General features: G+C 67.0%; 25 protein-coding genes and 1 tRNA gene. 10 read left to right on the top strand and 16 right to left on the bottom strand.

Annotation, left to right across the window (positions count from 1 at the left end):
- Nucleotides 1-14: 14 nt before the first annotated feature.
- Nucleotides 15-311, bottom strand: coding sequence for a WhiB family transcriptional regulator (locus ACWCSD_RS06625; protein WP_090771382.1), 297 nt, complete (start codon nt 309-311; stop codon nt 15-17).
- Nucleotides 312-555: 244 nt separating this feature from the next.
- Here ACWCSD_RS06625 and ACWCSD_RS06620 point away from each other — a divergent pair, with 244 nt between their 5' ends.
- Nucleotides 556-2,889: a transglycosylase domain-containing protein gene (locus ACWCSD_RS06620; RefSeq protein WP_397154731.1), complete on the top strand. Its 2,334-nt coding sequence runs from the start codon at nt 556-558 to the stop codon at nt 2,887-2,889.
- Nucleotides 2,890-3,529: 640 nt separating this feature from the next.
- On the opposite strand, the gene ACWCSD_RS06615 is transcribed toward ACWCSD_RS06620, so the two are convergent.
- Nucleotides 3,530-3,985 carry a GatB/YqeY domain-containing protein gene (locus tag ACWCSD_RS06615; protein ID WP_397154732.1) on the bottom strand — a complete coding sequence of 152 codons (456 nt, stop codon included), beginning with the start codon at nt 3,983-3,985 and terminating at the stop codon, nt 3,530-3,532.
- A gap of 89 nt (nt 3,986-4,074) precedes the next feature.
- Here ACWCSD_RS06615 and ACWCSD_RS06610 point away from each other — a divergent pair, with 89 nt between their 5' ends.
- From ACWCSD_RS06610 to ACWCSD_RS06600, 3 genes are all read left to right on the top strand, one after another.
- On the top strand, nt 4,075-4,938 hold the full coding sequence (locus tag ACWCSD_RS06610) for a metallophosphoesterase (protein WP_352321394.1): 864 nt from the start codon (nt 4,075-4,077) through the stop codon (nt 4,936-4,938).
- Between the two features lie 64 nt (nt 4,939-5,002).
- Nucleotides 5,003-5,076: transfer RNA gene (locus ACWCSD_RS06605), tRNA-Pro, on the top strand.
- A 268-nt stretch (nt 5,077-5,344) separates the two neighbouring features.
- Nucleotides 5,345-6,436 carry a hypothetical protein gene (locus ACWCSD_RS06600; RefSeq protein WP_449913422.1) on the top strand — a complete coding sequence of 364 codons (1,092 nt, stop codon included), beginning with the start codon at nt 5,345-5,347 and terminating at the stop codon, nt 6,434-6,436.
- A 46-nt stretch (nt 6,437-6,482) separates the two neighbouring features.
- On the opposite strand, the gene ACWCSD_RS06595 is transcribed toward ACWCSD_RS06600, so the two are convergent.
- The 11 genes from ACWCSD_RS06595 to ACWCSD_RS06545 form a co-directional block, all read right to left on the bottom strand.
- Nucleotides 6,483-7,634, bottom strand: coding sequence for a tyrosine-type recombinase/integrase (locus tag ACWCSD_RS06595; RefSeq protein ID WP_449913421.1), 1,152 nt, complete (start codon nt 7,632-7,634; stop codon nt 6,483-6,485).
- Nucleotides 7,634-7,855 carry a helix-turn-helix domain-containing protein gene (locus ACWCSD_RS06590; protein WP_449913419.1) on the bottom strand — a complete coding sequence of 74 codons (222 nt, stop codon included), beginning with the start codon at nt 7,853-7,855 and terminating at the stop codon, nt 7,634-7,636. Before ACWCSD_RS06590 ends, ACWCSD_RS06595 begins: the two co-directional genes overlap by 1 nt.
- On the bottom strand, nt 7,852-8,985 hold the full coding sequence (locus ACWCSD_RS06585) for an AAA family ATPase (RefSeq protein WP_449913418.1): 1,134 nt from the start codon (nt 8,983-8,985) through the stop codon (nt 7,852-7,854). The genes ACWCSD_RS06590 and ACWCSD_RS06585 overlap by 4 nt, the downstream gene beginning before the upstream one ends.
- Nucleotides 8,982-9,878, bottom strand: a complete 897-nt coding sequence (locus tag ACWCSD_RS06580) for a bifunctional DNA primase/polymerase (protein ID WP_449913416.1) — start codon at nt 9,876-9,878, stop codon at nt 8,982-8,984. The genes ACWCSD_RS06585 and ACWCSD_RS06580 overlap by 4 nt, the downstream gene beginning before the upstream one ends.
- Nucleotides 9,879-9,890: 12 nt before the next feature.
- Nucleotides 9,891-10,136, bottom strand: coding sequence for a hypothetical protein (locus tag ACWCSD_RS06575; protein ID WP_449913414.1), 246 nt, complete (start codon nt 10,134-10,136; stop codon nt 9,891-9,893).
- Between the two features lie 142 nt (nt 10,137-10,278).
- Entirely contained in the window at nt 10,279-12,489 is a 2,211-nt protein-coding gene (locus ACWCSD_RS06570; RefSeq protein WP_449913412.1) for a cell division protein FtsK, read from the bottom strand.
- A 193-nt stretch (nt 12,490-12,682) separates the two neighbouring features.
- Complete coding sequence (locus ACWCSD_RS06565; RefSeq protein WP_449913411.1) at nt 12,683-13,705, bottom strand: DUF2637 domain-containing protein; 1,023 nt, start codon at nt 13,703-13,705, stop codon at nt 12,683-12,685.
- Between the two features lie 47 nt (nt 13,706-13,752).
- Nucleotides 13,753-13,977, bottom strand: a complete 225-nt coding sequence (locus tag ACWCSD_RS06560; protein ID WP_449913409.1) for a hypothetical protein — start codon at nt 13,975-13,977, stop codon at nt 13,753-13,755.
- A gap of 2 nt (nt 13,978-13,979) precedes the next feature.
- The gene (locus tag ACWCSD_RS06555; protein ID WP_449913408.1) at nt 13,980-14,144 is read right to left on the bottom strand and encodes a hypothetical protein; all 165 of its coding nucleotides are present in this window, start codon (nt 14,142-14,144) and stop codon (nt 13,980-13,982) included.
- 174 nt (nt 14,145-14,318) lie between these two features.
- On the bottom strand, nt 14,319-14,633 hold the full coding sequence (locus tag ACWCSD_RS06550) for a WhiB family transcriptional regulator (protein ID WP_449913406.1): 315 nt from the start codon (nt 14,631-14,633) through the stop codon (nt 14,319-14,321).
- Entirely contained in the window at nt 14,630-14,821 is a 192-nt protein-coding gene (locus ACWCSD_RS06545) for a hypothetical protein (RefSeq protein ID WP_449913405.1), read from the bottom strand. The genes ACWCSD_RS06550 and ACWCSD_RS06545 overlap by 4 nt, the downstream gene beginning before the upstream one ends.
- A gap of 240 nt (nt 14,822-15,061) precedes the next feature.
- Here ACWCSD_RS06545 and ACWCSD_RS06540 point away from each other — a divergent pair, with 240 nt between their 5' ends.
- Nucleotides 15,062-15,835 carry a GntR family transcriptional regulator gene (locus ACWCSD_RS06540; RefSeq protein WP_449913404.1) on the top strand — a complete coding sequence of 258 codons (774 nt, stop codon included), beginning with the start codon at nt 15,062-15,064 and terminating at the stop codon, nt 15,833-15,835.
- Nucleotides 15,828-16,391: a GNAT family N-acetyltransferase gene (locus ACWCSD_RS06535; RefSeq protein WP_449913402.1), complete on the top strand. Its 564-nt coding sequence runs from the start codon at nt 15,828-15,830 to the stop codon at nt 16,389-16,391. Before ACWCSD_RS06540 ends, ACWCSD_RS06535 begins: the two co-directional genes overlap by 8 nt.
- Before the next feature lie 300 nt (nt 16,392-16,691).
- Here the strand turns inward: ACWCSD_RS06535 and ACWCSD_RS06530 are convergent, their stop codons facing one another.
- Complete coding sequence (locus ACWCSD_RS06530) at nt 16,692-16,958, bottom strand: hypothetical protein (RefSeq protein WP_449913400.1); 267 nt, start codon at nt 16,956-16,958, stop codon at nt 16,692-16,694.
- A gap of 101 nt (nt 16,959-17,059) precedes the next feature.
- On the opposite strand from ACWCSD_RS06530, the gene ACWCSD_RS06525 reads away from it, so the two are divergent.
- The 3 genes from ACWCSD_RS06525 to ACWCSD_RS06515 all read left to right on the top strand — a co-directional run bounded on the left by ACWCSD_RS06525 (nt 17,060) and on the right by ACWCSD_RS06515 (nt 21,148).
- The gene (locus ACWCSD_RS06525) at nt 17,060-18,289 is read left to right on the top strand and encodes a helix-turn-helix domain-containing protein (protein ID WP_449913399.1); all 1,230 of its coding nucleotides are present in this window, start codon (nt 17,060-17,062) and stop codon (nt 18,287-18,289) included.
- A 643-nt stretch (nt 18,290-18,932) separates the two neighbouring features.
- Nucleotides 18,933-19,871: a hypothetical protein gene (locus ACWCSD_RS06520; protein ID WP_449913398.1), complete on the top strand. Its 939-nt coding sequence runs from the start codon at nt 18,933-18,935 to the stop codon at nt 19,869-19,871.
- Nucleotides 19,872-20,527: 656 nt separating this feature from the next.
- Nucleotides 20,528-21,148: a TMEM175 family protein gene (locus ACWCSD_RS06515; RefSeq protein ID WP_352357460.1), complete on the top strand. Its 621-nt coding sequence runs from the start codon at nt 20,528-20,530 to the stop codon at nt 21,146-21,148.
- Between the two features lie 323 nt (nt 21,149-21,471).
- On the opposite strand, the gene ACWCSD_RS06510 is transcribed toward ACWCSD_RS06515, so the two are convergent.
- Nucleotides 21,472-23,787 carry a hypothetical protein gene (locus ACWCSD_RS06510; RefSeq protein WP_449913396.1) on the bottom strand — a complete coding sequence of 772 codons (2,316 nt, stop codon included), beginning with the start codon at nt 23,785-23,787 and terminating at the stop codon, nt 21,472-21,474.
- Between the two features lie 139 nt (nt 23,788-23,926).
- The gene (locus tag ACWCSD_RS06505) at nt 23,927-25,327 is read right to left on the bottom strand and encodes a hypothetical protein (RefSeq protein WP_449913395.1); all 1,401 of its coding nucleotides are present in this window, start codon (nt 25,325-25,327) and stop codon (nt 23,927-23,929) included.
- A gap of 121 nt (nt 25,328-25,448) precedes the next feature.
- Here ACWCSD_RS06505 and ACWCSD_RS06500 point away from each other — a divergent pair, with 121 nt between their 5' ends.
- Nucleotides 25,449-25,931 (top strand): hypothetical protein, encoded by a 483-nt coding sequence (locus ACWCSD_RS06500; protein ID WP_397154740.1) that lies wholly within the window; start codon nt 25,449-25,451, stop codon nt 25,929-25,931.
- The last annotated feature ends 7 nt before the right edge of the window (nt 25,932-25,938 follow it).

Here is a 25,938-nt window from a genome sequence, read left to right as displayed (position 1 = left end):
CGCCGCGGGCCAGATCAGCCCGCGATCAGCTCATTGGTCCGTTCGTACTCTTCCTTCGCGGACTCGAGCAGGTCGCGCCACGAGTCCACGTCGGGCCGGCGCCTGAGCAGCGCGCGGCGTTCGCGTTCGGTCATACCGCCCCACACCCCGAACTCGATGCGGTTGTCCAGCGCATCGGCGAGGCATTCGGTACGGACCGGGCATCCTCGACAGATCAGCTTCGCCCTGTTCTGTGCGGCGCCCTGGACGAACAGCGCGTCCGGGTCCGCACCCTTACAGGCGGCACGGGAGGTCCAATCCGTGATCCACATTTTTCGACCCCACTCCCCTTAGGTGGTCAGTCGTCATTTGGGGCCGACGGGCGCGGGCGCCGAGCCTCCGTATTCAGTTGCCGCAGAGGATGAACGTACGCAACTTCACGTTCGGGCCGACAGACCCCAGAGGACCAATTTCTCGCCGGACTGTTGACCGGGAATGACTAGTCACCCCTCCCAGTCAAGGCGAAATGGTGTCGTGTTACCGATAAGGACAGTGTTTCGACGTACCCTTGGGAGCGTGCAAGCGAAGGGCAAAGACCGCTCCCACCCGCTCCTCAGCGTCCTGCGTCTGATCATCGCCGGGACGGCGGCGGGTGTGCTGGCGGCGGCGGTGGCGCTGCCGGCGGTCGGCGGGGCGGGCGTGTCGGCCAAGACCGCCATGGACGGACTCGAACTCAAGCCCAGGGAACTCGACGAACCCCCGCTGCCGGAACGCACGAAGCTGGTCGACGCCAACGGCAAGCAGATCGCCCAGTTCTACTACGAGAACCGGCAGTCCGTGACCCTCGACAAGGTCGCGCCCATCATGCAGACGGCGCTGATCGCGATCGAGGACTTCCGCTTCTTCGAGCACGGCCCGATCGACGTCGAGGGCACCGCCCGCGCCCTGGTGAAGAACCTCACCGGCGGCGGCGTCATGCAGGGCGGCTCCTCGATCACCCAGCAGTACGTCAAGCAGGTGCTGGTCAACAAGGCCGAGACGCCGGAGGAGCAGCAGGCGGCCATCGCCCCGACGATGTCCCGCAAGCTCCAGGAGCTGCGGTATGCCATGGCGATCGAGCGCAAGTACAGCAAGCAGCAGATCCTGGAGAAGTACCTCAACATCGCCTACTTCGGCGCGGGCGCGCACGGCATCCAGGCCGCGGCCAGGCGTTTCTTCGACAAGCCCGCCTCCGAGCTCGACCTGTCGGAGGCCGCCACGCTGGCCGGCGCCGTCCAGAACCCGGCCCGCACCGACCCCAACGTCGGCCCCGAGTCACGCGAACGGCTGCTGCTGCGCCGCAACACCGTGCTCGACCGGATGGCCGAGATCCACAAGATCACGCGGGCGGAGGCCGACGCGGCCAAGGCCGAGAAGCTCGGCTACAAGGACGTCAAGTTCCCCGGCGGCTGCGAGGCCAGCAAGTTCCCGTACTTCTGCCTCTACGTCCAGTACGAGATCCTCAACAACGACGACTTCGGCAAGAACCAGGACGAGCGCAGGAAGCTGCTCCAGCGCGGCGGCATGACGATCAAGACCACGCTCGACCCCAAGATGCAGAAGGCCGCCGAGAAGGCCATCAAGAAGTACGTCAGCCCCAAGGACAAGCCCGTGGCCGCGCAGGCCATGGTCGTGCCCGGCACCGGCGAGATCAAGGCGATGGCGGCCTCGCGCAAGTTCGGCGGCAGCAAGAAGAAGAACGAGATGAGCTACAACGTCGTCGCCGACGCCGCGCACGGCGGCGGGCGCGGGTTGCAGCAGGGCTCGACGGCCAAGGCGTACACGCTGGCCACCGCCCTGGAGGAGGGCCTGAAGTACGGCGACGGCTTCCCCTCGCCGGCCGGGTTCACCGCGAGCGGCTACAACTCGTTCAAGGACTGCAAGGGCGACAACGTCGGCGACCCCTCGCACACCGCGCACAACTCCAGCGAGGGCGGCGGCGGTTTCAAGACCCTGCAGACCGGCACGTGGGGCTCGGTGAACACGTTCTTCCTCAAGCTGGAGCAGGAGGTCGGGCTCTGCAAGGTCGTCAAGCTCGCCAAGCGCCTCGGCGTCAAGCGGGCCGACGGCGGCAAGCTGCGCGAGGTCGAGACGTTCACGCTGGGCGTCAACGAGGTCGACCCCGTGACGATCGCCAACTCCTACGCCGTGTTCGCCTCGCGCGGCCAGTACTGCAAGCCGCTGGCCATCACCGAGATCAAGGACAGGAACGGCGCCGCCAAGCAGTACAAGCCGAAGTGCTCGCAGGTCATGGAGGAGGAGGTCGCCGACGCGGTCAGCGGCATCCTGTCGGGCGTGTTCACCAAGGGCACGATGAGCGGCGTGGGCGGCATCGGTCGTGACGCGGCCGGCAAGACCGGAACGACCGACGACTACATGTCCGCCTGGTTCGCCGGTTACACCCCGAACCTGTCCTCGGCCGTGAGCCTCGGCGACCCGCGCGGCGCCTCCACCCACAAGCTGATCGGGGTCACGATCGGGGGCCAGTACTTCCCGTACGTGTACGGCGCCTCGATCTCCGGGCCCATCTGGAAGCAGGCGATGATGCAGGCGCTCAAGGGGGTGGAGCCGGTGGAGTTCACGCCGGTGGACCACTCGCGGTTCGGCGGCTGCTCCGACAAGTGCGCGCCGAAGCCCAAGAAGAAGAAGCGCGGCGACGAGGGGCCCGGGGACGGCGATCCGTTCGACAACTTCTTCGGCGACCACAACGACCGTGGCGACGGCGGCGGCGGTGACGGGCGCGGGCCGGGCGACTGGCAGCGGCCGGGCAACGGGTTCGGCGGCGGAGGGCTCGGCGGGGGGCTCGGCGACGGGCTCGGCGGCCAGGCCAACCTCGGGCCCACAGCCCCGGCGGGCCGAACCCGCCGCTGAGAGACACTGGGCGGCCCCGAACGGCCTTGGCCACCGATTGCCCCTCCATGGCCGTCCAGCCCCTCGCACAACGCCTTCAGAGGCTTCGTGAGGACGGCCCTCAGCCGGCCGTCCCCGACCACCTCCCACAACGCCCCTCAGCCAGACGTCGCGGCCCGGTCGGCCGCGGCCCGGTCGCCGCGGCCGCCCGGTGAACCGGCAGCGCCACTCTCTCGGACCACCACCGCCTGTAGGCCAGTTGCCGCCCCCTCGGGCCGCCGCGTCGGACCGCCGCAGCCGTTCCGTCGGAACGCCGCAGCCGTATAGGACCGCTAGCGCCACGTCGGACCATCGCCGCGGCTCCTTCGCACCACCACCGCCTCTAGGCCGCTGCCGCCACCACGAGCCACTCCGTCGGACCGCCGGTGCCATGTGAACCGCCACCCGCCCTGTCGGGCCGTCGCCGCCACCGCGGACCACTTCCGTCGTCCTGTGGGGCCGCTACCGCCCCCAAGGCTGGTGTCCCGAGGGCGGTGCCCCGAGGGCGGTGCCCCGAGGCTCGGGTCGCGGGGGGCGGCGTCCCGTGCGAAGGCGTCCCGTGCGAAGGCGTCCCACGCGAAGGCGGCGCGGTGTGGCGATCGGTGGGGGGAGGGGGCCGGGGTCAGGCGCTGAGGCGGGCGCGGACGGCGGCGGCGACGCGGCCGCCTTCGGCCCTGCCCGCGACCTTGGGGTTGACCACCTTCATGACCTGCCCCATGGCCTGCGGCCCCGACGCGCCGGTCTCGGCCACGGCCGCGTCGACGATCTGGGCCAGTTCCTCGTCGGAGAGCTGCGCCGGCAGGTACTCCTCCAGCACCGCCTGCTCGTCCAGCTCGGCCTGGGCCTGCTCGGTGCGTCCGGCGTTCTGGAACGCCTCGGCGGCCTCGCGCCGCTTCTTGGCCTCCTTGGTCAGCACCTTGATGACCTCGTCATCGCTGAGCTCCCTGGCCGCCTTGCCCGCCACCTCCTCGACGTTCACGGCCGCCAGAGCCATGCGAATCGTCCGGAGACGGACTTCGTCCCGGCTCTTCATCGAGGCCGTGAGATCGGCCTTCAGCTTGTCCTTCATTGCGCTCATGCGGTCCATCTTGCCGTCTGCCGGGACGGCTCGTGCCCGTTGTCAGGCATCATGAGTACGTGAGGAAAGCCGTCGCAGTGCCCCTGTCCATGATCGGTCTCGGCCTGGCCGGGCTGGGCTACGCCTCCGTCGTGGAGCGCAACTGGTTCCGCCTGCGCCGCTTCGACGTGCCGGTGCTGGAGCGCGGGCGGCGTCCCGTACGCGTGCTGCACCTGTCCGACCTGCACCTGACCCCCAGGCGCACGATGCTCATCAACTGGGTGCGCTCCCTGGGCGCCCTGGAGCCCGACCTGGTGGTCAACACCGGCGACTCGATCGCCCACCCCGAAGCGGTCCCCGCGCTCCTGCACGCCCTGGAGCCGCTGCTGTCCCGTCCCGGTCTGTTCGTCTACGGGTCCAACGACCTCTACGCCCCCCAGCCGAAGAACCCGGCCCGCTACCTCTGGCGTACCTCGAAGAACGACCGCCGTCAGCACATCCCCAACCTCCCGTGGGAGGAACTGGGCGCCGGCATGGCCGCCGAGGGCTGGCTGGACATGAACAACACCACCGCCCGCGTCAAGATCGGCGACCTCGACGTCGCGGTGGCGGGCATCCACGACTCCCACATCTCCCGCGACCGCTACGACCTGGTCGCCGGCCCGGCCCCGGCCGACGCCGACCTCCGCCTCGGCGTCATGCACTCCCCCGAGCCCCGCAACATGACCCGCTTCGCCGAAGACGGCTACCAGCTCCTGCTCGCCGGCCACACCCACGGCGGCCAGCTCTGCGTCCCCTTCTACGGCGCCCTGGTCACCAACTGCGGCATCGACCGTGCCCGCGTGAAGGGCCTGAGCCGGCACGAGAACGCCTGGCTGCACGTGTCCGCCGGACTCGGCACCTCGCCGTACGCACCGGCCCGTTTCGCGTGTTTCCCGGAGGCGACGTTGCTCACGCTGGTTCCGCGACGCTGAGGCGGTCACGAGTACCCGCGAAGTCCGCTAGACTTTCTCAAGCACGCGCAAGACGGGCGTGCACCGGGGTGTAGCGCAGCTTGGCAGCGCGCTTCGTTCGGGACGAAGAGGTCGTGGGTTCAAATCCCGCCACCCCGACAGTATCGCCGCAGGTAGAAGGCCGCTTCCGAAGATCGGAAGCGGCCTCTTCTGTCTTCTGAGTGACTAACTGCGTGACTACGTGCTCGAGAGCGCTCAACACCACATCAGAGGACCGTAGCGGTGCTAGCGTCGTCGTCCTGCATGTCGCCTTGAGGGTTTGGCCTTGTCTGCCACCCTGACACACTGAGACTCCAGAATTGTCGGTCGCTACCTCTAGCGTGTGGAACGTCGGCCATCCTCCTGTGGAGACGTGTAGAGGCAGCAGATGAGCAAGGACCGCATCCCCGAGGCAGTTCAGAAGGCTCTGTTCCTCGTGAGCCGAGGCTACTGCTACGCGCCAAAGTGCCAAAGACGAGTGGTACAAATTCTCGAAGATGGCAATCCATACATTTACGCCTTCGTAGCCCATATCTGTGGTGAACCGAATGGACCGCGGCACGATCCAAGCATGTCCATAGAAGAACGTACAAGCTTCAGCAACATGCTTTTGCTTTGCGATGGCCATCACAAACAGATAGACCGGAAACCGTCGGCTGGCAAATATCCTGTCGAACTCCTGAGGGCTTGGAAAAAGGATCGTGAAGGCGATTACGCTACTGCCTTGAATGGCCTTACCGGACTCACCGAAGACGGACTGAAGGATTTGATGGCAACCGCCATCACCGAAACCAAGAACGACCTCTTCAATGCGATTGGAGATCTCAAGTCAGCAAGCCGCGAAACAGTCGACACACTCCGGTCGCTAGTGCTTGAGGCTTTCAATCACCCATACGATAGCGTCCAGATGCTTCACGAGGCAGCGATGCGCCTCAGCCACCTGCAGGACAATACGACGCTTCTGCATGAAGCAGCCATGCGACTGAGCCACCTGCAAGACAACACGAGCTTTCTCTACGAGGCAGCTCACGATCTCAAGCACTTGCAGGATACTGCGTCACAGCTCCGTCATGCCGCAAGCCGCTTGGAGCACCTCCCTGCTAGCACAGACCGCCTCTGGGCGATGTCGAGCAAGCTCACGGAACTGGAGGATCAGGTTCGGCTTGTAAACACGGCAGGGGAAGATGTTCCCTGGCATCTGGTGGAGCAATTCATCAGTGCTTCTCGAAACGTGACACGCTCCACAACCGAGAACCGCTCCACAACTTCGACTACGACTTCGAGCGAGACGCAGCTACTTATTGATGCAGCGACAGAACTAAGAGATGTATCGGTTACATTGCAGGAAGTGGAAGGAACAGGTTGGCCACCTTCCCCCTCGCAGTGGATATGGATAAAGCGCGCAGCGATAACCGGCGCCGCCTGCGCGTTTGCGATCGCAGGACTAATTGCCTGGATCGCCACACGGACGAGCGCGTGAGTCCAGCAATGGGCGTGCCTAAGGGCTTCAGACACGCCCAAGGTCGCTACTTGCGGCTATCGAAAATTTGATTCATCGCCGTCGCGCCGCACTGGAGAACTGGACGAATCTGTTTCCGGTACACAGCCTCGGTGACAGCGGTACTGCTGTGACCGACCAATCGGGAGATCTCCTCCAGAGGCACGCCATTGTCTGACAGAAGTGAGACGAAGCTGTGGCGGAGTTCCCGAGGCGTCCAGGCTTTTGCGTCCACGCCTTCCGCTTGCTGAATGGCGTTGCGAAAGTCACGGCGGACGTTGGCCGCATCGAGGGGTGCACCCGTCACAGTGGCGAACACTAGCTCGCGACTTGACCAGGCATCCCCTCGGCTCCGCTGCTGCCCTGCACGCCGCTCGCGAAGGACGTCCACGCACCGCTGGGGCAATGCGAGAGTGCGACGGGATTTCCGGGTCTTGGTGTCTCCTCCGGCCCGTACCGAGCGCCATACCGCTACGTGCGGCGGTATCGGCGGATTGGCGATGGGATCACCCTCCAGGTCCACGTGATCCCACGTCAGCGCCCGTAGCTCCTCGGTGCGTGCCCCGGTAAGCAGGGACAGGACGATGTATGCGTGCATTTTGGAGTCCTCGGCGGCCTTCAGTACGGCTTCTGCCTGGGCGAACGTCAACGCCTTGGACGGGCGTCCCTCCTTCCCTTGCGGGACCGAGCACAAGGCCACCACGTTTCGCTTGACCTTGTCCCGCGCCATCGCTCGTTTGATCGTGCGGTTCAGGCAGCCGTGCAGGCCCTGAAGGGTCCGGGTACTCAGCGTCTTCGCCTTGGTGGCGAGCCACTTGTCTACGTCTTCCGCGCTCAGGTCCCGCAGCTTCCGAGCGCCCAGGCCAGGAATGATGTGGGTCCTGCACAGGATCGTGCAGGTCTTCACCGTCGCGGGGTCCCGACCGTTCAGGCCGTAGGCCAGCCAGTCGTTCACCGCGCGCTCCACGGTGTAGTCGGCCGGCGCGATGGCCAGGCCGTCTTCGTAGTCGCGAAGGACCTCCTTGAGCTTGTTCTTGGCCTCGGTCTTGGTCTTGCCGCTGCCCCGCTTCACGACCCGCTTGCCGCTGGGGTCGTAGCCGAGGCTGGCGGTGGCGATCCAGCGTTGGCGCTTGTCGTCCCAGTGGAGGCCGCCGTCTCCTCTGCTGCGTCGTTTGGTCATCAGGCTGCTTCCTCTGCTTCCTTCTCCAGGAGGGCGATGTAGTCGCGGATGGCACCGGGGGTGATAAGGCGGGCGCGGCCTTGCTTGACCGAGCGCAGGCGACCGGTACGGATCTGGTCGTAGATGACGGTTCGGCTCATGCGGAGCAGTCGCATGGCGTCGGTGACGCGGTAGAGCTGGGTGTCGGCCTGCCGGACGCTGTCCGGCGCTGAGGTGGTCACAGGTGGGTCTCCTCATCGGTGGGGACAGCGGGGACAGGCAACAGGGCCGGTTGTCCCTCGTGGATGTGGGCGTTGGTGCTGGTCGTGGCATGGTTGGCGACCGTTGGGACGCCGGGGACGCCTGCCGGGGACTCTGTCCCGGGGAGGCGGTAGTGGCCGGTGGCGTTGACGCAGAGTTGGCCGTCGGCGTTCATACGCTGGCAGGTCTTGCGGACGTTCTCGTGGGACAGGCCGGTGGCGTCGGCGATGGCCTTGGGCGTGCTGTTCGGGTTGGCGCGGACGTGGCGAGCGATGGCGGCTCTGGTGTCCGACAGCGCGTGGTCTTCAGGTGGGCCGTCCAGGAGGTGCCAGAGGCCGGCGGCTGGTTGGAAGGCCATGGCGTATTCGGCCTCTTCGACGTCGCGTCCGGTGACGTGCAGGACGCCGTCTGCGGTACCTCTGGCGCGTTTGAGGACGAGGGTGGCGTCCGCTGCTCCGGCCAGGCCGTTGGTTCCAGAGACCTCGCTCAGGAAGTCTTCTGAGGCCATCTTGCGGACGTGGTGGATCAGGACGACGGCGACGCCGTAGGTGTCGGCCAGGCGCTTGGCGCGGCTCATGGCGGCGTAGTCGGCGTCGTAGGCGGACAGGCCGGGTGGTGTGTTGCCTCGGATCTTGGCGAAGACGTCGATGACGACGAGGCGGGCGTTCTGGTTGCGGTCGAGCCAGCGGGCGATGGCCTCCTCCCCGCCTTGCGGGAGGGTGGGGCAGGTGGTGGCCAAGGTCAGATCCTTGGGTGCGGGCTGGCCGCCCAGGATCTTGCCCATGCGGTTCTGGAGGCGGCGGGCGGTGTCCTCCAGGGCGAGGTAGAGGACGGGGCCGGGCTCCAGTTCGATGGCTTCCAGGGCCTTGGCGCCGCTGGCGACGGCGATGCCCAGGCCGAGGCTGAGCCAGGACTTGCCGACCTTGGGAGGGCCTGCCAGGAGGCTGAGTCCTTCGGCGATGATGCCGGGGACCGCCCAGCGGGGCTCCGGGAAGGTCATGGCCATCAGTTCGTCGGCGGTCCAGGAGGTGCGGAACGGCACGGGCTGGCCGGGCGCATTGACGGCATCACCGTTGACCAGGCGCAGGTGAGTGGTGCGGTCGTTGGTCATGCGGCCACCGTCCGGGGCCGGCGGGCTCCAGCGCGCAGGCCGGATGCGATGGTGCGCTGGGCCTCGCGGTAGGGCTGGCCGATCTGCGTGGCTGCCTCCGTGAGCCACGTAGTGACGGCGGCCGCGTTCAGCTCGCCTCCGGCGACGAGCTGGCCGAGTGCGACGGCAGCGAGGTAGAGGGCGTTGTTGTGGCCGTGCGGTGGCGAGTTGGCCACCCGGTCCAGCTCGCCGAGGACGGCGGCGCGGATGTAGGAACCGCGCCGGTCGGATGCGAGGGGCACCGTGACTGGCTTCTGTGGTGGGAGCGGGGCAGGACGTAGGCGTTCGACCAGCCAGGCCGGGAGCGGTGCGGGTGGGAGCGGGTGCAGGACTTCGTACGTGCCGCTGCCGTGTTCGTCGGTGACGTGGCTGCCGGGGCCGACGACGTAGCCGCCGTTGGCGCGGGTGTCGATCAGCCAGCCGAGGCCGCCGTTGCCGCCTTGGGTGTTCGTCAGGGTGACTCCATTGGGTGCGGTGAAGTACAGGTGCAGGCCGCCGCGTCGAGTGCGGACCTGGAAGGTCTCCAGCGGGAGCGGCTGGCCGGCCTCCTCGCAGAAGGCGGCGAGGACGTCCGCGCCGTCTCGGATGCCGGGGCGGTTCCACTGCGGTGGTGGTTGCTCGTCGTGCTTGGGCTGGTCCAGGTCGATGACGACCAGGTCGGACGGGCCGGTGGCGATGCCAACGTTGTACGGGCGTTGCCAGCTGCGGCGGATGGTGGCCGGGTCGGTGGTGGTGCGGTGTTGCCAGGCGGTGAAGCCGCGGGGCGGGGTCTTGCCGTTCGGGGCGAGCGGGAAGACGTGCCAGCCTCGGGCCGCAGCTGCGAGGGCGTAGCGGGTCAGGTTCTTCATAGGCATGGGGTGCTCCAGTCAGCGGGTGCGGTGCAGGGCGCGGGCGTGGTTCCAGATGTGGCGGCCGATCCGGAGGCGTAGGCCGGTGGCGCGGCAGCGGCGGCAGTCGTGAGTGCCGCGTCCGATGCGATTGGGCTTGCGGCCCTTGCCCCGGCAGGAGCGGCAGCGGCGGAAGGGCCGGATGTAGCACTTGGCGGCGTAACGGACGGTGATGAACAGGACGATGACGATCACTGCGCTAGCGGTGAGCGTGGCAGGGGTCATGGCGGGCCTCCTGGGCCGTTTTTGGGTGTCGTCAAGCGAGGGCGCTAGCGTGCTAACGCCCTGGCCATGGCTTATTTCTGGCGCTAGCGGGGGTGCTAGCGATAGCAGGGTCAGCCGCTAGCGCTAGCACCCTCCGGCGGGGTCACTCGGTGCCAGTTCGGCGGTTACGTTCCGCCATGGCGTCGGTGAGGTCGTCCAGGCGGATGCCGCGCCTGGTGATGGCCTTGCCGTCGATGCGGCGGCCGATCGCCTGGACGGGTACGCCGTGCGGCTTGAGTGCCGTGGTGAGCTGTTCGGAGGCCCAGCCGGTGTAGAAGTCGGGGCGGAGTTCGGCCAGGCGCGAGCACAGGGTCTCGTTCCAGGCGGCCGTCTCGCCTGCGGGCCAGATCTGGGCGACGTCGGACAGCAGGTCGAACGTGGGTGCGTCCAGGCGGGTCTGGGTGCCCTCTTCGGGCAGGGTGCCGGCCAGGCCGCGTAGCTGCATGGCGCGGACCACGACCTGCTTGGCCTTGTCGGTGTCCACCTCGAAGGAGCGGCGGGCGGCGGGCTTGCCGAGGCCCGACAGGATGCCCCAACCGGCGTCCTTGACCGGCTCGAAGATGGTGGCGCGGTAGCCGTTCTTGTACATCGAGGTGCCGAGGATCATGTCGTTGGCGACCTGGTCGGCGACGCTCATGCAGTAGCGGGTGTTGACGTTGCGGGTGATGCCGGTCGGCAGGCTGTCCTTGTCGGGGATCTGGGTGCCGATCAGCAGGATCACGCCCAGGGCGCGGCCCAGCTTGATGACCTTCTCCAGGATCTCCCCGGCTTCCTTGCCGTACTTCGGGTGCAGGAACAGCTCTTGGATCTCGTCAATGGCGACGATCAGCGGGTGGAGGCCGGAGTCCTTGAGCGAGGCGAGTTCCGGGGTGACCTTGTTCTCCGGGGCCTTGCCGAGCTGGGCGTAGTGGGCAATGCGCTTGGAGCGGCGTTCGCACTCCTTGTAGAGCCAGCGGATCATTCCGGAGCAGCGGGCGATGGTCTCGTCGTCGAAGCCGTTGCCGTACTCGGTGCAGACGGGCTCCAGGACCTTGAAGTCGCCGACGCCCTTGAGTTCGTAGACGCGCAGCTCGGCGCGCGGGTCCAGGCTGGCGGCGAGGACGGCCAGACGCAGGGCGAAGGTCTTGCCGGAGCCGGGCTGGCCGCCGACCAGCCAGTTGCGGAACATCAGGGCCGCGTTGACCGTGTCCATGCGCGGCGTGGTGGCGAACGGGAACGGCTTGAAGACGTCCACCTTGCCGTCCTTGAGAAGGGGCCAGGCGGGCTGCTTCATCTGGGACGCGGGTTCGTAACCGACCCACAGGGCCAGGCGGCCGGGGTGGCCGTCGCCGGGCTCGGGCCAGACCTGGTCGAGCGGGAGGCGCATGCCGGAGGCCAGCCGGCCGCGCCGGGCGACCACGTCGGCGGCCTCGACGCCGAACGGCAGGTCGATGATGGCGAGGTGGCCGGGGCCGTCGCGGTGGATGTCCTGCGGGAAGCTGATGGCGTGCTGGTCCTTGCTCACGGCCTGGTTGATGCCGGAGATGCCGCAGGACAGCAGCGCGCGGCGGACCACCTCGGCGGTGAGCTTGCGGTAGCGCGGTCCTTCGGACACGCGGTCGGTGATGGGCTTGTCTGTGGGCCTTCCCGCACGGGCCAGCAGTGGCACGGCCACGGCGATGGTCAGCAGGCGTCCCCAAGCTGGGATGTCGGCGAGCAGGAACACCAGCAGGCCGATCAGGACCGTCACGGCGAGGCAGACCAGGACGGACCAACGCCACCGCGACTGCCGCTGGCGTTGTCTGTCCAGCTTGAGCCAGGTCTCCGGGTCGTTGCGGTCGGCGGCGTACTGGCGAAGTGCCCAGTTGCCCTCCTCCGCTGTGGCCCAGTGGAGGAGCTTGCCGGTGGCGCGGAAGAACCCGACCGGTGCGTAGAGGGTGGCCTTGGCGGCGTACTTGGGCGAGCGGACAGCGTGATAGCCGACGACGTATCCGGCGTCCTTGGCGGCCCAGACCAGCATGGAGCGGGCGGCCTTCCAGGAGCGCAGGGTGGCCGGCACGATCGGCGCGCGACGCTGGTCGGTGCTGGAGCGGTACGGCACGTCGTCGTCCGGCGGGTCGACCGGAGGTCCGAGGACCGTGCCTTCGACCGCGATCGTCTCGCGGTCGAAGAACTCGTCCTTGTCGCGGTCCGGCTCCTGGTCGTCCGCGCGGTTGGCTCGTCGGCGGACCGCGTGCAGCGGGACCACCTCGCCGCCGTGCTCGGTGCGGTCGAAGGCGTTGAGGTCGTCGCCTTCCTCGGTGTGGTCTTCGTGCTCGTGCGGGTGATGAGTCATGATGTGTGCACCTCGTGTGCGTAACTGCGGGCGGGGTTACGGGGCGCGGCCGGAGTCTTGGCGGATGAGGCCGCGTCCCGTACTGGCTTGAGCAGGGACGATGTGCGGTCGGACCGCGTCTCGTCCTGCCTGGTGTGGGTGGTCGGTGGGTGTGGTGGATCGCCGGTCGAAGGGCGGGCGATGGAACGTTCCATCAGGCCGCCTCGCGTCCGGTCTCTTCGGCGGTCGGACCGGTCTCGGACCGCAGGCGGGCGAGCAGCGCTCCGGCGCGGTCGGTGGAGATGGACTGGCCGGTCTGGCGCATGGCGTCGCGCAACCGGTCGCGGGTCAGCGTGATGCCTCGGGCTTCGTGGTCGGCGGCGATCTGCCAGCCCAGCGGCATCAGGTCGTCCACCTCGGACGGTGCGACGGCAGGGCGAGTGGCCTTGCGCGTCCTGGCCTTGCGAGGCGACGGCTTACGGTCGGGCGCGGCAGCCAGAGCCGGACGCTGAGGAGTCGAAGGCTGTGTGAGACGTACCCTCTCGACGTGGACCGGGGCACCGGCCGGGGCCAGTTCGCCCAGCTTGTACAGGGCGCGCTCGCGTCGGCTGGCCTTGAACTGCCACAGGCGGCCGTACCGGTCCTGGAGGTCGGTTTTGGCCAGGATGCGGTCACGTTCGCGGTTCAGAGCGTCCGGGTACGAGCGCACCTCCCAGAGCACCATCCGTCGCCACAGAGCGAACGTGAGAAGCGGGGACAGCACCCACCGCGAGACGCGGATGCTGTCGAGTCGGCGGGACGGGTTGGCCAGGTTGGCGCGCTTCCGTACGGCATGCGTGCCGATCTCCACGGCCACCACCCACAGGCCGGGCAGGATCGCGTGGGCGATGACGGCGAACCAGTCAGGCCCGTCCGCTACACCGGTGTAGGCGGCGACGTTCAGGTAGACGGTGACGGCGGTCAGCGTCCACGGGATGAAGCGCAGCCAGCGCACCCGCATGTCCAGCCGGGCGAGGACGATGTCCAGCGCGGAGAACACGCCGATCCCCAGGTCCACACCCAAGGGCAGCAGGAAGGCGAGCGCTCCGAAGGTGGGCTTGGCCGCGTTCATGACGGTGGCGAAGGAGATGACGAACCCGACCAGGCCCAGCACGCCGACTGCGGCGGCCGTGACCGAGATCAGGATCTGCTCTCCTTCCGACAGCGGACGCGGGCCGGCGGCAGGTTGGTCGTTCATGACGGTTGCTCCGTTCTGCAGGTCTGCGGGGCGGTCGTGGGTCGGGTTCATCGGCTCCACCGCCGTCCCCAGCAGCGCGGGCAGCCGGGCTTGTTGCACCAGTTCTGTGGACGGCTGGCCCAGAACCGGGCGATGAGATCCGGTGAGCCGCCCCGCTGGACGGTCAGGCGGGCGACCTGCCACAAGCGGAATCGCTCCTGGCCCATGCGCAGCAGCTCGGCGACCAGGGCACCGGCGAGGAAGACGAGAAGGTAGACGAGGGCTGTGATCATGGTCAGTTCCACTGGCGGTTCTTGAACTGCTGGGCGGACTGCTTGCGGCGCTCGATCGCCTCCGGGTCGGAGAAGCGGTCGAGGCGCGGGTTGGCCTTGCGGGCGCTGGCCTGGAGTCGCGCCCACTGCTGGTCGGTGATGGTGTTCGGAAGCTGGTCGCCGGACATGGGCGGTCTCCGATCAGTGGCAGGAACGGACGAGCATGCGGCAGACGCGACATCCGGCCTGGCCGCGAACGCCGTGGATGACGCAGCGCTGGATCGGCCGGCCACTGCCGCAACGGCACCCGAACGGGCTGCGCGTCCGCTTGCCGCACTCGCAGCACTGGAAGCGGGCGGCCATCACGCCACCTCGTTCGTACGGCGGGACGGGAGGAAGGTGAGGAGCGGACGCACGTCCCGCAGTTCCTCTGCGGTGTAGCCCGCCCAGACGCCCTCCTCCGGGTCGAGCGCCATGGCGTAGGAAAGGCACGCGGCGCGGGCCGGGCACCGGGTCTGGCAGATGGCCTTGGCGGTGGCCTCCCGCACCCATCGCTCCTCGTCGGTCTCGGTGTCCGGACCGGTGAAGAGCACGGCCTGGGTGGAGTCGCAGGCCGGTTCGGCGTTGATGAGGTCGTCCAGGAGGTCGGTGACGTCGTCGTCGTACTGGTCGTTCACAGCTCCACCCCCAGCGCCCGGAGGGACTGGACGAGGGCGAGGTGAATGCAGGTGGGGCAGATCGGCGGCGACGGCGGCTCAGCGCCGGGCGTGGTCTCCTCCACGCTGTCGCACATGAGACAGAACCACTGGACGGGCTCGGCGAAGTCGTCAGGGACGACACGCATGGTCTTGGACCCGTGGGTCATGATGAGGACACCTCTCTAGAAGGGGTGCCGGGGTGCGGGACTGGTTTGGCGACTAGGGACCGCACCCCGGCTTCTTCGTTGTTTGGGCTGGTCAGCTGGGCTGATCATCCCCTGGTGCGTCTTATTTAAACAAGGCGAACAAGCAGCGTCAATCACTGCTGGCATACTTGTTTGAACAAGGCGAATGAGAGGGGCGCGAACATGCCCAGCCAGAGGCGGCGCGACACGCTCCGTGGAGACGTGTCGGCACGGATCGCCGAAGACCTAAGACAGGCCATCCTGAGCGGCGAATACGCCGAAGGGGACCGGCTTCCCAGCACGTCGGAGCTCATGGAACAGGAGCAGGTGTCGTCGCTGAGCGTGCGGCACGCGTACCAGGCGCTCATCGGTGAGGGCTTGGTGGTGGCGGTCCCGAAAAAGGGCTTCTACGTCCGCGAGTCGCTGTGCATGACCTGGCACATGACGAAGTGGCAGGACCCGCAACGCCTGGAGAACGTCCAGACGGACGGCTGGACGGCGGACGTTGAAGCCGCCGGCTACTCCCACCGGCAGACGATCAGCGTGAGCATCCTGCCCGGCAGCCACATGGTCGCTGGAACACCGGTCGCAGAGCGCCTGGGCATCCCGGAGAACGAGCGCGTCGTCGTACGCAGCCGCGTCCGCTACATCGGCCCCGGCCCAGGCGAGCCCGCGAACGAGCCCGAATCGCTGGCCGACTCCTACTACGCGTACAACTGCGTGAAGGACACCCGGATCATGGAGCCGGAGAGCGTCAACACGGCGCAGGTCCTGGCCGACCTGGGGTGTCCGATGCGCGACCACTTCGATGAGCTGACCCCGCGGATCGCCTCCCGCCAGGAGACGGAACGGCTCCAGCTGTCGGGCGTCATGGCCGTACTCGAAGTAGTGCGGACTACGTTGACCACATCGGGTAAGCCGGTACTGGTGCTGCATCAGATCAGACCGGGCAACGGGTCCAAGTACATCTACCAAGTGGGGTACGGCGATGGCTGAGCGCCCCGTCCTGGTGGCCCGCCTCGCCGTGGAGAGCGACACCGATCGCGTGATCGGGCTGCGCGCCGAGTCCGAACGCTGGTTGGCCAGACGTGGCATCCAGCAGTGGACGGCCAAGTGGGACGAGGTCGGCCGCGAGAAGATCCGCCGCAACATCGCCAACCGCGAGACCTGGGTGTTCGAGGACGACGGTGACGTGATCGCCACCGTCACCCTGAACACCCGGCCGGATCTCGACTTCTGGAACCCCGACAGCGACGGGCCGGCGCTCTATCTGTACAAGCTCCTCCTGGCACGGGACCGCGCAGGCGAGAGCCTGGGGGCCGACATCGTGAACTGGTCAGTGAACCAAGCCGCACTTCGTGGGTTCCCCTGGCTCCGCCTGGACGTGTGGCGCAACAACCACGGACTCCAGCACTACTACCTGGACCAGGGCTTCGAGCACGTCCGCACCGTCGAGGTGCCGGGACGTGACTCGGGGGCCTGCTTCCAGCGGCGGGCGGTCCCCACCCCCGTCGAGAACATCGTCGATGCCGACGCCCAGGCCGATGTCTGAGCCATCAGGGCTTGCGCTGCCCGTGCCTGTGCGTGGCGATCAGCGCAGCCCACACAAGGCGAGCGGTGGCGTGGCGCCCTCGGGCGGTCTCCTCGTACCCGTTCTCCTCACTGTGGCGACGGATGAGGAACTGCCCTGCCTCGCAGCACCACTCGTACTCACCGCAACACGAGATCTCCCGCACCCGGACAGGACGCGGACCGTACGGGACATGCGGCGTCCACACGTACATGAGGGCTTGCCTTCGGTTCGCGCGCAGGAGGCAACCGCGGTCGCCTCCTGCGACGGCTGATCTGGCGTTCACGTCGGCTCGGCGTCAGCCGTTGGCGACGGTGGTCGTCGCCAACGGAGACGCAGCACGATCGCGCCGTAGATGTAGGAGGGGTTCGATGCGTACCGGTCGAGATGCACGAGCTGGACCGAGCCCGTGGCACCGGGCGCTAACGACTCAAGCGCCTGCCGCAGAAGCGCGGCCGCCTGCTCGGCCTCACCGGTTATGCCGCACGACCCACGGCCGTACTGATCGCAAGCAGCCCACGAGTAGAAACCATCGATGTCCTGGTGCACGACTACATGAGAGCCATGCGCGGTACCACGTCAGAAGAGGACACCGAGCGGCGAACCCCGCTGTCCGCCCCCGTGTCCGCCTGTCCCCGGAGGTGCACCGGATGAGCGACAACGCCACGGCCCCTGTCTGGGCCGGCCGCCTGCTCGCCGCCCGCAACAGCAAGGGCTGGTCCCAACGCGAGCTGGCACAAGAGTTGGCCAAGGCGTCCGACAAACCCCTCCCCGAGCTGCCGAACGTCATCCGCCGCATCCGAGGCCACGAGACCGGCGAACACCGCCCCGATGCCTTCTACACCCAGCTCTACTGCAAGGCGTTCGGCCTGACCGAAGACCAGCTGTTCGGCACCATCATCAAGCCCGTCCCCGCTCTCGCCCTCCCCACGTTGGCCCCCGACGCCGACCTCTACGAACGCATCACCCGCGCCATTGAGCACCCCTCTCGCGTCGATCTGGCGACGGTGGAATGGCTGGAACATTGCCTCGCCGAACACCGCCGCGTCGAGGACACGATCGGCAGCCGCCCTCTCCTACCGCTGATCCACGCCCAGCTGTCCACTGTGGCCGACCTGGCCCGAGGAGCCCGCGGCCCCCTCGCCGACCGCGCCGTAGCCGCCCTGGCCCAGTACGCCCAATTCCTCGCCTGGATGTGCCAGGACTCCCGTCAGCACGCCGCCGCCCTGGCCTGGTACGACCGCTCCCATGCCTGGGCCGTCGAGGCCGGCGACGCCTGCCTCGCCTCCACCACCCTGAACATGCGCGCCCACCAAGCCTGGAGCCTCGGCGACGCTCAACGCTGCATCCGCCTGGCCGAAGCCTCCCGCTGGCACGACGGCCGCACCACCTACGGCGTCCGAGGCATGGCCGCCCAAATGGCCGGCCGAGGCCACGCCCAGATGGGCGAGGCCAACCAGGCCCGCACCCGCCTCGCCGAAGCCGAAGAGCTCATACGCACCGCCGCCGAACACCCCGAAGACGAACCACCCTGGATGTACTTCTACGACGAGGGCTGGTTCCTCATGCAACGCGGCATGGCCGAACTGGAACTCGGCGACGGCCGCCGCGCCACCGACTACCTCGAACGCGGCCTGTCCACCCTGCCCGACCATTACCGCCGCGACAGAGCCTGGTTCGGAGCCTGCCTCGCCCGCGCCCAAGCCCTCCAAGGCGACGCCGAAGCAGCAGTCGCCACAGCTCTGAATGTCGCTCCGGAAGCCACGGCGCTCAACGCCTACGCCGTGATCGAACTCCAACGGACCGCCCAGGACCTGGCGTCGGCAGGTACTCCCGGCGCAATGGTGATCAAAGAATCACTGGCAACCTCACCACCATGACGTGTCCCTGCTGTCTCCAGCGTCCCCCACCTCCTCTTGAGCTGCAGAAATGTCTCCGGCGGAGGGGACACATCAGGGACAACGCGGGCCGTGCTGTCCCCGGCATGGCTGAAACACCGGCCGCCGGGCTTACCCCGGTGTTTCAGCACTAGTTCAACGATGGTCTTGCGAATCCGTGCCCTCAGCCCGTCGAATCCCGAACGCTGCGGACGCTTGGTGCAGACATGCCTGTGGTCAACGGTCACCACGGGCTCCGCTGCCAAGACTCCCGCAGCTCCGACTACGCCCATACGTTGGTCTCCGCATCACGTCTTGAGTGGCAGCCGACCCCGACCGATCACCCATGCCACCGACGTACAGGCGCAGGAGGTTGGGTGTCGCTACAGAAGCTCCTCCTCCAAGACGCCCTGTGACCTGTCGACGAGCTAATTCGCTTTCTAGAGGCATCGAAACCCTGCATCATAGAGAAAGCGCAGCACCGTAGCTGGTAGAGCAGCGAACAACACCATCCAGTAGGCTCGTTAGCGGAGCGTTCCTCATGACGACCCCCTCGCCCTCGTACGACGAATCACTTGCTGTCACAGCTAGTGCTATGCCTCGCCTGGGCGTTGCACTTCAGAGATCCCATGGACGTAGAACGGAGATGTCCGCGAAGCTTCTCAGCAACATCCGGCTTCAGGGTGCGAACGAACTACTCGTCCAGCTCGATCAAATTTCAGGAGCTTTCGAGGCAGAGGCAAATCTAAAGCCTCTGAAGTTCTTGATCGACCGTTGCACAGCAGATTTTGAAACAGCGATCGAGGCGACGCTCTCCGGTTATTGGGCAGTGGCATTCGATGCGATGCGCGACATCCTTGAGATCCAATTTCTTCTTATGGACTTTGCGCTAACCCCTGCACATGCAGACGAGTGGCTGTCCGCCGAAGATCGAATCCTGAAGAGGAAGTTCAGCCCCGTAGCGGTCCGTCGACGACTCAAGGCAGCCGATGTAGGAAACCTTGAGGAAGACGGGGCGTCGATCGACTATAAGGGGCACAGCATGGGGCTGCATGTGCGCCCTAATAACATGTTGGTGCCCACGAAAGGTTTGTCATCACTCCATCCACTGCATCGCGATATAGGGTTCTGGGAGATTTTTGAGCACCCGCGCAACCTTTTTATTGCAATCGCAATGTTCACTCACGCGGTTGCTCCAGACTCTGAAGCCGATCGATTAGCCAGTGAGGATCCTCCGCTTGTCGTAGCAGCCTGGATAGAGACGAATCAAGCTCAGACTCTTTTCAGGGCGATCATGCGAGCCGAGGAGAATCGCCGCAAAGGCGATCTTGAGGCTGCAGCTCTGGAGCTTATGCGCCCTCTTTTTGGCATGGGTGTTATAACCCCAGATGTCATAGACCCGATCAGCGAGGGATTTAATGCCGCCCTTCTCGAACTCGCGAGAGGAAAAAGCCAAGCCGTCAAGCGAGCCCTTGTCGCCCTGACCTTCATACTTCAAGACCAGCCTGTACCCCCGCAACTTGCAGGCGTCCTGCTCCCCGAAGCAGACGAGGCAAAAGATCCAACGGCTGAGACTGCACCCTAACGGTGAGGAGCCTGGCAGGACTCCTGCGTGGCTATCTGCGTGACAATCAGCGCAGACGATCACGAACGTCGGCGGACGCTGTGGCACCATCAGCGCAGGTCACACACCATGCTCCACTAATGGGAACTGGAGTTCGATTTGCTTCGGGACGAAGAGGTCGTGGGTTCAAATCCCGCCACCCCGACACAGTTTGACCAGGTAGAGGGTCTGATCCGCTAAGCGGGTCGGGCCCTTTTCCATTTCCGGCAGTCGACGGAAGCCATCTCATTCGGACTCATCCCGTTGGCTTGTCACTGAAGGTCTTGTTCACGGTGTGGGCTCCCTTGGTGATCATCGGCTTGAGCTGGTGCCGGTAGACCGCTTCTGTGACGCCGGTGCCCGGCGTGCCCGACGAGATCGGCGATGGTCTCCATGGGGACGCCCCGGTCACTCATGGTGGAGACGAACGAGTTACGTGGTTCGCGAGGTGTCCAGCCGGTTCCGATTCGCCTTGCTTGACCGCGCCGCACGGGATGGCCAAGGCTGAGGTTCTTCGGTGTGCTTACGAGGTTGAGCCTCGCCGTGCCACCGAGACGGCACCGAGACCCGCCTAGCAGTGGAAATTCACCGAACTGCCCGTCATCGGGCGACTTGATCCCCTCGCTACGATACGCGGCGTGAGCGATGACTCTTCCGTGATGAGCACCGGGCGCCTGGAGGCGTTCAGCGACGGCGTTTTCGCCATCGCCATCACCCTGCTGGTGCTTGAGATCCGGCTGCCCGAAGGCTGGGAAGAGGACCTCGGGGGCGCCCTGATCGGCCTGTGGCCGTCCTACCTCGCCTACATGGTGACGTTCCTGCTGGTGGGGATGATCTGGATGAACCACCATCGGATGTTCCACTTCATCCAGAGGACTGACGGCCTGCTGCTGGCCCTCAATGTGCTCCTCCTGATGGATGTCGCCTTCCTGCCGTTTCCCACGCATGTGCTGGCCGAGGCGCTGCACGCCGACCACGGCACCCAGATGGCCGCCGTCTTCTATGGAATCGTGCTGGTGATCGGCGGCATCTTCTACAACGCCGTGTGGTGGTACGCGTCGTCAGGGCACCGCCACCTCGGCGGGCACATCACTCCGGCCGAGGCGCGCTCGTTGCGATTTCGCTGGGGCATGGGGCCGGTGCTCTATCTCGTCGCGACCGTCATCGGCGCGCTCAGCGCGATTGGCGCGCTCGTGTTCTACGTGTTGCTGCTCATCTTCTACATGTTCGACATGCGCCCCAGGCGACAGGCTGCGTAGCACCCCACGGAACGATCCGGTCGCCCGCCCTGCCCGGTGAAGGCACGCCTTCGCGGCCCACGTAGGCCGGATCTCCATTCCGTAGCACGATGGATCCCTGCCACATCCCGCTCGTAGCCACGGCCACGAGTCGCGATCGTCGTTCTGGTCCTCGCATGGGCGGTACCTGGCGAGGACGGCGGTGTCCTCGGGAAAGGCCCGTCGCCGTCGTCGGGAAGATATCTGTTGATCACGAGGCTTCTCTCCCGCTCCAGAGAGGACACGGGAGCTCTGCCACATCCCCCATCGAAGGGGCCGGCCTGCTGCGTGTCACGCTTCTTGTGTCATCGAAGGGTGAGCGGCGTGGTCAGGAACAGGTCCCGGTTGTCCCCGTCGCCGTCCATCCAGGCGAGAACCGGACGGTTGCGGCCGTCCAGTGTCATGGTCAGGCCGTTGTCGCCACGGCGCGGAATCCGGGTGACCGGGGTACGTGTGCAGCGCGTTCCCGTACAGGTGGCGATGACGATCTGTTTTCGGCCGAGTTCCTGGAACGCCACCCACGCGCGTCCGGCCCGATCCAGCACCATCGCCGGGCCCGCGTGCCGCTCGCCCGGTGCGGTCAGCGTGACCGTGTCAGCCTGTGAGCAGGTGCGGGTACGGCAGTCGAGCAGCTTGATCGCGCCTTCGGCCAGATCCTCGTAGGCGATCAGTGGGCGGCCGTCGGCCCGTACGGCCATCTCGGCGTGGGGTTCGTTGCGACGGTCGAACACGTAACCGGACCGGCCCTTCCCGACGGGCTGTTCCACGCTTGCCCTGGTGCAGGCAGGGTTGTCGCAGGAGACCACGTGGATGGCGCCACTGTCCTGATCCAGGCGGAGGGCGACGGGGCGGTCGTCAGAGGCCACGGCGGCGATGAGGTCGCGTCCGCCGCCCGTACGCGTGTTCACAGGGAGCTTGGCGACCTTCCTCGTGCGCGGATGGATGCACGCGGGATCGTCGCAGGTGGTCAGCGAGAGCACTTCCTCATCGTCGTCACTCTCCAACGGAAGCCCATGAAGTCGGGCGACCACCAGACCGCCACCGGGCCGCGCCGCCAGGGTGACCACCTTGGTCCGCTCGCCCCACCTCACCTTCATCAGAGGCTTGCCTCCGGGGGCCGGCGCACAGGCCGTCGCATCGCAGATCAGCAATCCGAGCCGGGCGCGCCAGTTCTCGTCGTAGACCCGTCGATAATGCTCATCGATCGCCCATGTCGTCACCGCGATGCGGCCGTCGGCCAGCCGCGCGCTGACCGCTCTTCGCTCGCCGTCGACGGCGGGCGGCTCCGCCCAGGAGAGCCGGGGGCGGGCACAACCGCTGTCCGCGCAGGTCAGCAGCGTCGCCTCGCTGGAGCCGTCCATGAGCATGGTGAGACGTCCGTCCGGCCCGGCGTACAAGGCTTGCAGGTCGGACGATCCGAGGGTCGGTTGCGGCGGGCGGCCGTCCGCCTCAGATGTATCCTCGCCTGCGACGTGGGGCAGCTTCCTCGTGACGACCGTCTCGGAGACCTCCACCCAACCGAGCGGGTTGACCAGCACCGCGCCGCCGTACAGCAGACTCGGCAGGAGGAACGCCGCGAGCACCAGGACGGGCCTGGCCCGGCGTGACGTGCTCGCCGGGAGGGCGTCGGCGATCTCCATGAGCTCGGCGGTCATCCCCGCGAGCGCCAGACGGTGCAGGAACAGGCGCGCGATCACGGTCGCCTGGAACGGCACTGCGACCAGTCCCAAGCCGAAGCCCGTCCCCGCCTGTAGGACGGGCGTCTCGGACAAGGCCTCCTCCACCACCTGCTGGATCAACGCGGGAAAGATCAGCACGCCGAAGGCCAGCGTGAGGGCGGTGGCCCAGGGGGCGTGGGACGTCAGCCAGTAGGCGAGCGCGAACGCGCTTCTCGCCGACCGTTGCTTCAGCACCACGCCCGGCACGGCCAGCAGGCACGGCAACGAGAACAGGAGCAGGAGCGCCGTGATGACGTAGGCCGGGACCTGCGCCCCGTTCCACAGGAGAATGCCGAAACCGACCACCAGGTCCGCGCCGATCACGACCGCGCCGATCAGCACCAATGCCAGCATCGCGGGCCAGCGCCGGGCCGCGGCCCGCATCGCGTCCACGGTGGAGACGTTCTTGCCGACCAGCAGCCCAGCGGCGATCATCGTCGTTGCGGGCAGCACCACCATCTGCCCGGCCACCGTGGCGACCAGCACCGCCGCCGACCACACGAGCAAGGGCACGCCGGGCGGACCGACCAGTTCGAACCCGCCGTTGATCACGGCCGCCGCCCCGTCCAAGAGCACGACCAGCGCCGCTGCGGCGATCAAGCCGAGTGGCAGGAACACCAGCAGAGCCGGAGTCGACAACTTGATCAGGTGTCGCGCCGCGGACGCGTAGGCCAGCCATACCACGCCGTGCCGCCGCACGCCGTTCCAGGTGGGCGTGCGGCGGTCATCGGCGACGCCGCCGTTCGGGCTTCCGTCGATCGCCCATCCCGTCGGCGCAGGTCTTGGCCCGGTTCCGTGCCTGCGATCTGGAGGTTCAGGCTGCAGGAACAGGAACTGCGCCCAGAGGCGAGCCCGCGCCAGCCTGGCCCGCGATCTGGCGATCAGTTGAGCAGGCATGGACATGGATGCCTCCAGCGGGACAGGGAAGTGGCCAGGAGCCTAAATGCCGCGCCTGCCGTCCATGAGGACGAAGACCCCATCAGCATCGGATCGAACCCGCGGCTGAACGCGTCCCGTACTGCAACGGTGCCGTGGGGGCCGCCTACTGGTCGGCGGGTCGGTAGCCGGGTGGCGGGGCGTTCTTGATGTGCCAGGTCATGCCGGTCGCGAGGTCGAGGAAGAAGTTCTTGCGCTCGCCGTCCCCCGCGTCCCGGTGGACCTGGAAGGGGCCCTTGCTCGACCAGCCGGCGCCCGAATCGATCGGGTCACCGTCGGGGAGTCGGGGGCGTATGCGATGGATGCGCTCGCGGGTGGTGAGGTCGTAGGTCTCGACGAGGTGTCCAGCGTCGCTGATGATCAGGAGCCGACTTCCGTCCGGTTTGAGGAAGGCGGTGTGGGACTCCAGGAGCCCGTCCGGGATGGCGGTGCTCAGAAGCTCCTTGCCGCGGTGGTCGTAGGCGATCAGGCTGGAAGCCGTCGTGACCACGACCCCGGCCGAGTTGACTTCGAGCACCTTCAGAGCGCCGGGAAGCGTGATCCCGCTCCAAGTCCTGGTGTCGATGACGCGGGTGCCGTTCCTGGTCAGGGCGACGTATCTGCCGCGTTCGCTGATGGTCACTTCGGGCACGTCCGTGTCGGCGAGCGGCCCGCCGAGTTCATGCCGGTTCTCTTCGTCCTGGTGGACCATGCGACGTGAGGTCCGGTCCAGGTAGACGACGGATCGCCGATCGGGGCTCACCACGAACGGCGCCGCCTTCGGCGCCCCGCCCTTCATGACGACATATGGCGCGGCCTGCGGGAACGGCGCGTCGTCAACCAGCCAGTAGCGGCACGGGGTGTCCAATTCATCGACCCACGGACAGGTGGGCCGCTTGACCTTGCCGATCTTCTGGAACGAGACCTGCTGCTCCTCGAACCGTATGGGCATCGTGTACTGCGGCGATTCGCTCGGCAGCGCCCGTCCGGGAGCAAGGAAAACGCCGGCCAGCACAATCGCGGTTCCCGCCAAATAGCGCGCGCGAACGGACCATCGGCCAATGGCGGACTCGGTTTCGCCCGGCTTTTCTGGCCCGGCATTCCGCTCGGCGTACGATATCGCTGCTATCACCGCGACCACGATGACGGCATGCGCAAGCCGCGTCGGAGTGATTCCCTGCGCCGTCAAGAGGTAGCAGCCCGTCACGGCGGACGCGAATACGGCGAGCAGCCATGCCTGACGATAGACGGCGTCCGCGACCGGTGCCCGTACGACGCGGAACACCGAAACGGCGCACCACCCCACGACGAGATAGAACGGATCCGCGGTCAGTCCCGCCACGGGGGCCGCCAGGACGACGGCCGCCAGCCGCCACCGGCGCAGCCTGGCGAAATGGCCGACGACCCGGCGGGCATCGGTCTCCTCGCCCGTGAGGTCCGTCAGGGCGACGAACCTGCCGAGACGCCACTGACCGAGGGGCGCGGCTGCCGCCGGCACGAGGATCAGCGCCGCCGCCCAGAAGATCAATGGGGGTATCGTCACAAGGCGCCACGATATATGGTTCCGTCTCGTGAGTTCAGCGGATATATGGCAGCAATTTGGCGTCACCCCGCGTACGCGATTACCATTGGTGGTGTCCAGTTGTCTCGTGCTGATGTGCGTCGCAGGCGGCTTGTGGTGGACGGGTTCAATAACGCCGCACATCCGCTGGAGAATCGACAGCTTCTCTCTCACCGCCCACGTTGACGACAATGGCGTGCTGTCCACCAGCGCCTGGATCGACCTGGAGAACGAGGCGATTTCTCCATTCACCATCACGGATATCTCGATGGCCATACCGGGCCTGCGACTGCTCCCTCCCGAGAACACGGAGAACGATCCCGCCGAGATCACCGTCGGGGGTGACGGCTCGGAGACGGTGATCCGGCGGATCGTCATCACCGACTGCGCGGCGGTGCCGCACGAGCCGCAGCCCATCCGGTTCACCTATCGGACCTGGCTCGTCTCGGGTACGTCCGAGGTGCTGCTGGACCCGTGGCAGATGACGGCGAGCGAGCGTCGCGTTCCCGTGGCCTGGCAACGCGGCCTGGCCGGCACGGTGTGCAACAAGGCAGTGAGCGGCGAGTTCTGACGGCCGG

Source organism: Nonomuraea sp. NPDC001684 (genome assembly GCF_053596515.1).
The sequence above is the reverse complement of the archived record's forward strand: the minus strand, read 5'-3'. Positions and strand labels throughout refer to the sequence as shown.

What these genes read in the sequence shown, in the direction of transcription:
- ACWCSD_RS06580 (WP_449913416.1), bottom strand. Translation starts at nt 9,878, where the DNA reads ATGCCTATGAAGAACCTGACCCGCTACGCCCTCGCAGCTGCGGCCCGA.
- ACWCSD_RS06535 (WP_449913402.1), top strand. Translation starts at nt 15,828, where the DNA reads ATGGCTGAGCGCCCCGTCCTGGTGGCCCGCCTCGCCGTGGAGAGCGAC.
- ACWCSD_RS06565 (WP_449913411.1), bottom strand. Translation starts at nt 13,705, where the DNA reads ATGAACGACCAACCTGCCGCCGGCCCGCGTCCGCTGTCGGAAGGAGAG.
- ACWCSD_RS06610 (WP_352321394.1), top strand. Translation starts at nt 4,075, where the DNA reads ATGATCGGTCTCGGCCTGGCCGGGCTGGGCTACGCCTCCGTCGTGGAG.
- ACWCSD_RS06570 (WP_449913412.1), bottom strand. Translation starts at nt 12,489, where the DNA reads ATGACTCATCACCCGCACGAGCACGAAGACCACACCGAGGAAGGCGAC.
- ACWCSD_RS06545 (WP_449913405.1), bottom strand. Translation starts at nt 14,821, where the DNA reads ATGACCCACGGGTCCAAGACCATGCGTGTCGTCCCTGACGACTTCGCC.
- ACWCSD_RS06615 (WP_397154732.1), bottom strand. Translation starts at nt 3,985, where the DNA reads ATGAGCGCAATGAAGGACAAGCTGAAGGCCGATCTCACGGCCTCGATG.
- ACWCSD_RS06595 (WP_449913421.1), bottom strand. Translation starts at nt 7,634, where the DNA reads ATGACCAAACGACGCAGCAGAGGAGACGGCGGCCTCCACTGGGACGAC.
- ACWCSD_RS06525 (WP_449913399.1), top strand. Translation starts at nt 17,060, where the DNA reads ATGAGCGACAACGCCACGGCCCCTGTCTGGGCCGGCCGCCTGCTCGCC.
- ACWCSD_RS06520 (WP_449913398.1), top strand. Translation starts at nt 18,933, where the DNA reads ATGTCCGCGAAGCTTCTCAGCAACATCCGGCTTCAGGGTGCGAACGAA.
- ACWCSD_RS06555 (WP_449913408.1), bottom strand. Translation starts at nt 14,144, where the DNA reads ATGTCCGGCGACCAGCTTCCGAACACCATCACCGACCAGCAGTGGGCG.
- ACWCSD_RS06585 (WP_449913418.1), bottom strand. Translation starts at nt 8,985, where the DNA reads ATGACCAACGACCGCACCACTCACCTGCGCCTGGTCAACGGTGATGCC.
- ACWCSD_RS06510 (WP_449913396.1), bottom strand. Translation starts at nt 23,787, where the DNA reads ATGTCCATGCCTGCTCAACTGATCGCCAGATCGCGGGCCAGGCTGGCG.
- ACWCSD_RS06600 (WP_449913422.1), top strand. Translation starts at nt 5,345, where the DNA reads ATGAGCAAGGACCGCATCCCCGAGGCAGTTCAGAAGGCTCTGTTCCTC.
- ACWCSD_RS06575 (WP_449913414.1), bottom strand. Translation starts at nt 10,136, where the DNA reads ATGACCCCTGCCACGCTCACCGCTAGCGCAGTGATCGTCATCGTCCTG.
- ACWCSD_RS06560 (WP_449913409.1), bottom strand. Translation starts at nt 13,977, where the DNA reads ATGATCACAGCCCTCGTCTACCTTCTCGTCTTCCTCGCCGGTGCCCTG.
- ACWCSD_RS06625 (WP_090771382.1), bottom strand. Translation starts at nt 311, where the DNA reads ATGTGGATCACGGATTGGACCTCCCGTGCCGCCTGTAAGGGTGCGGAC.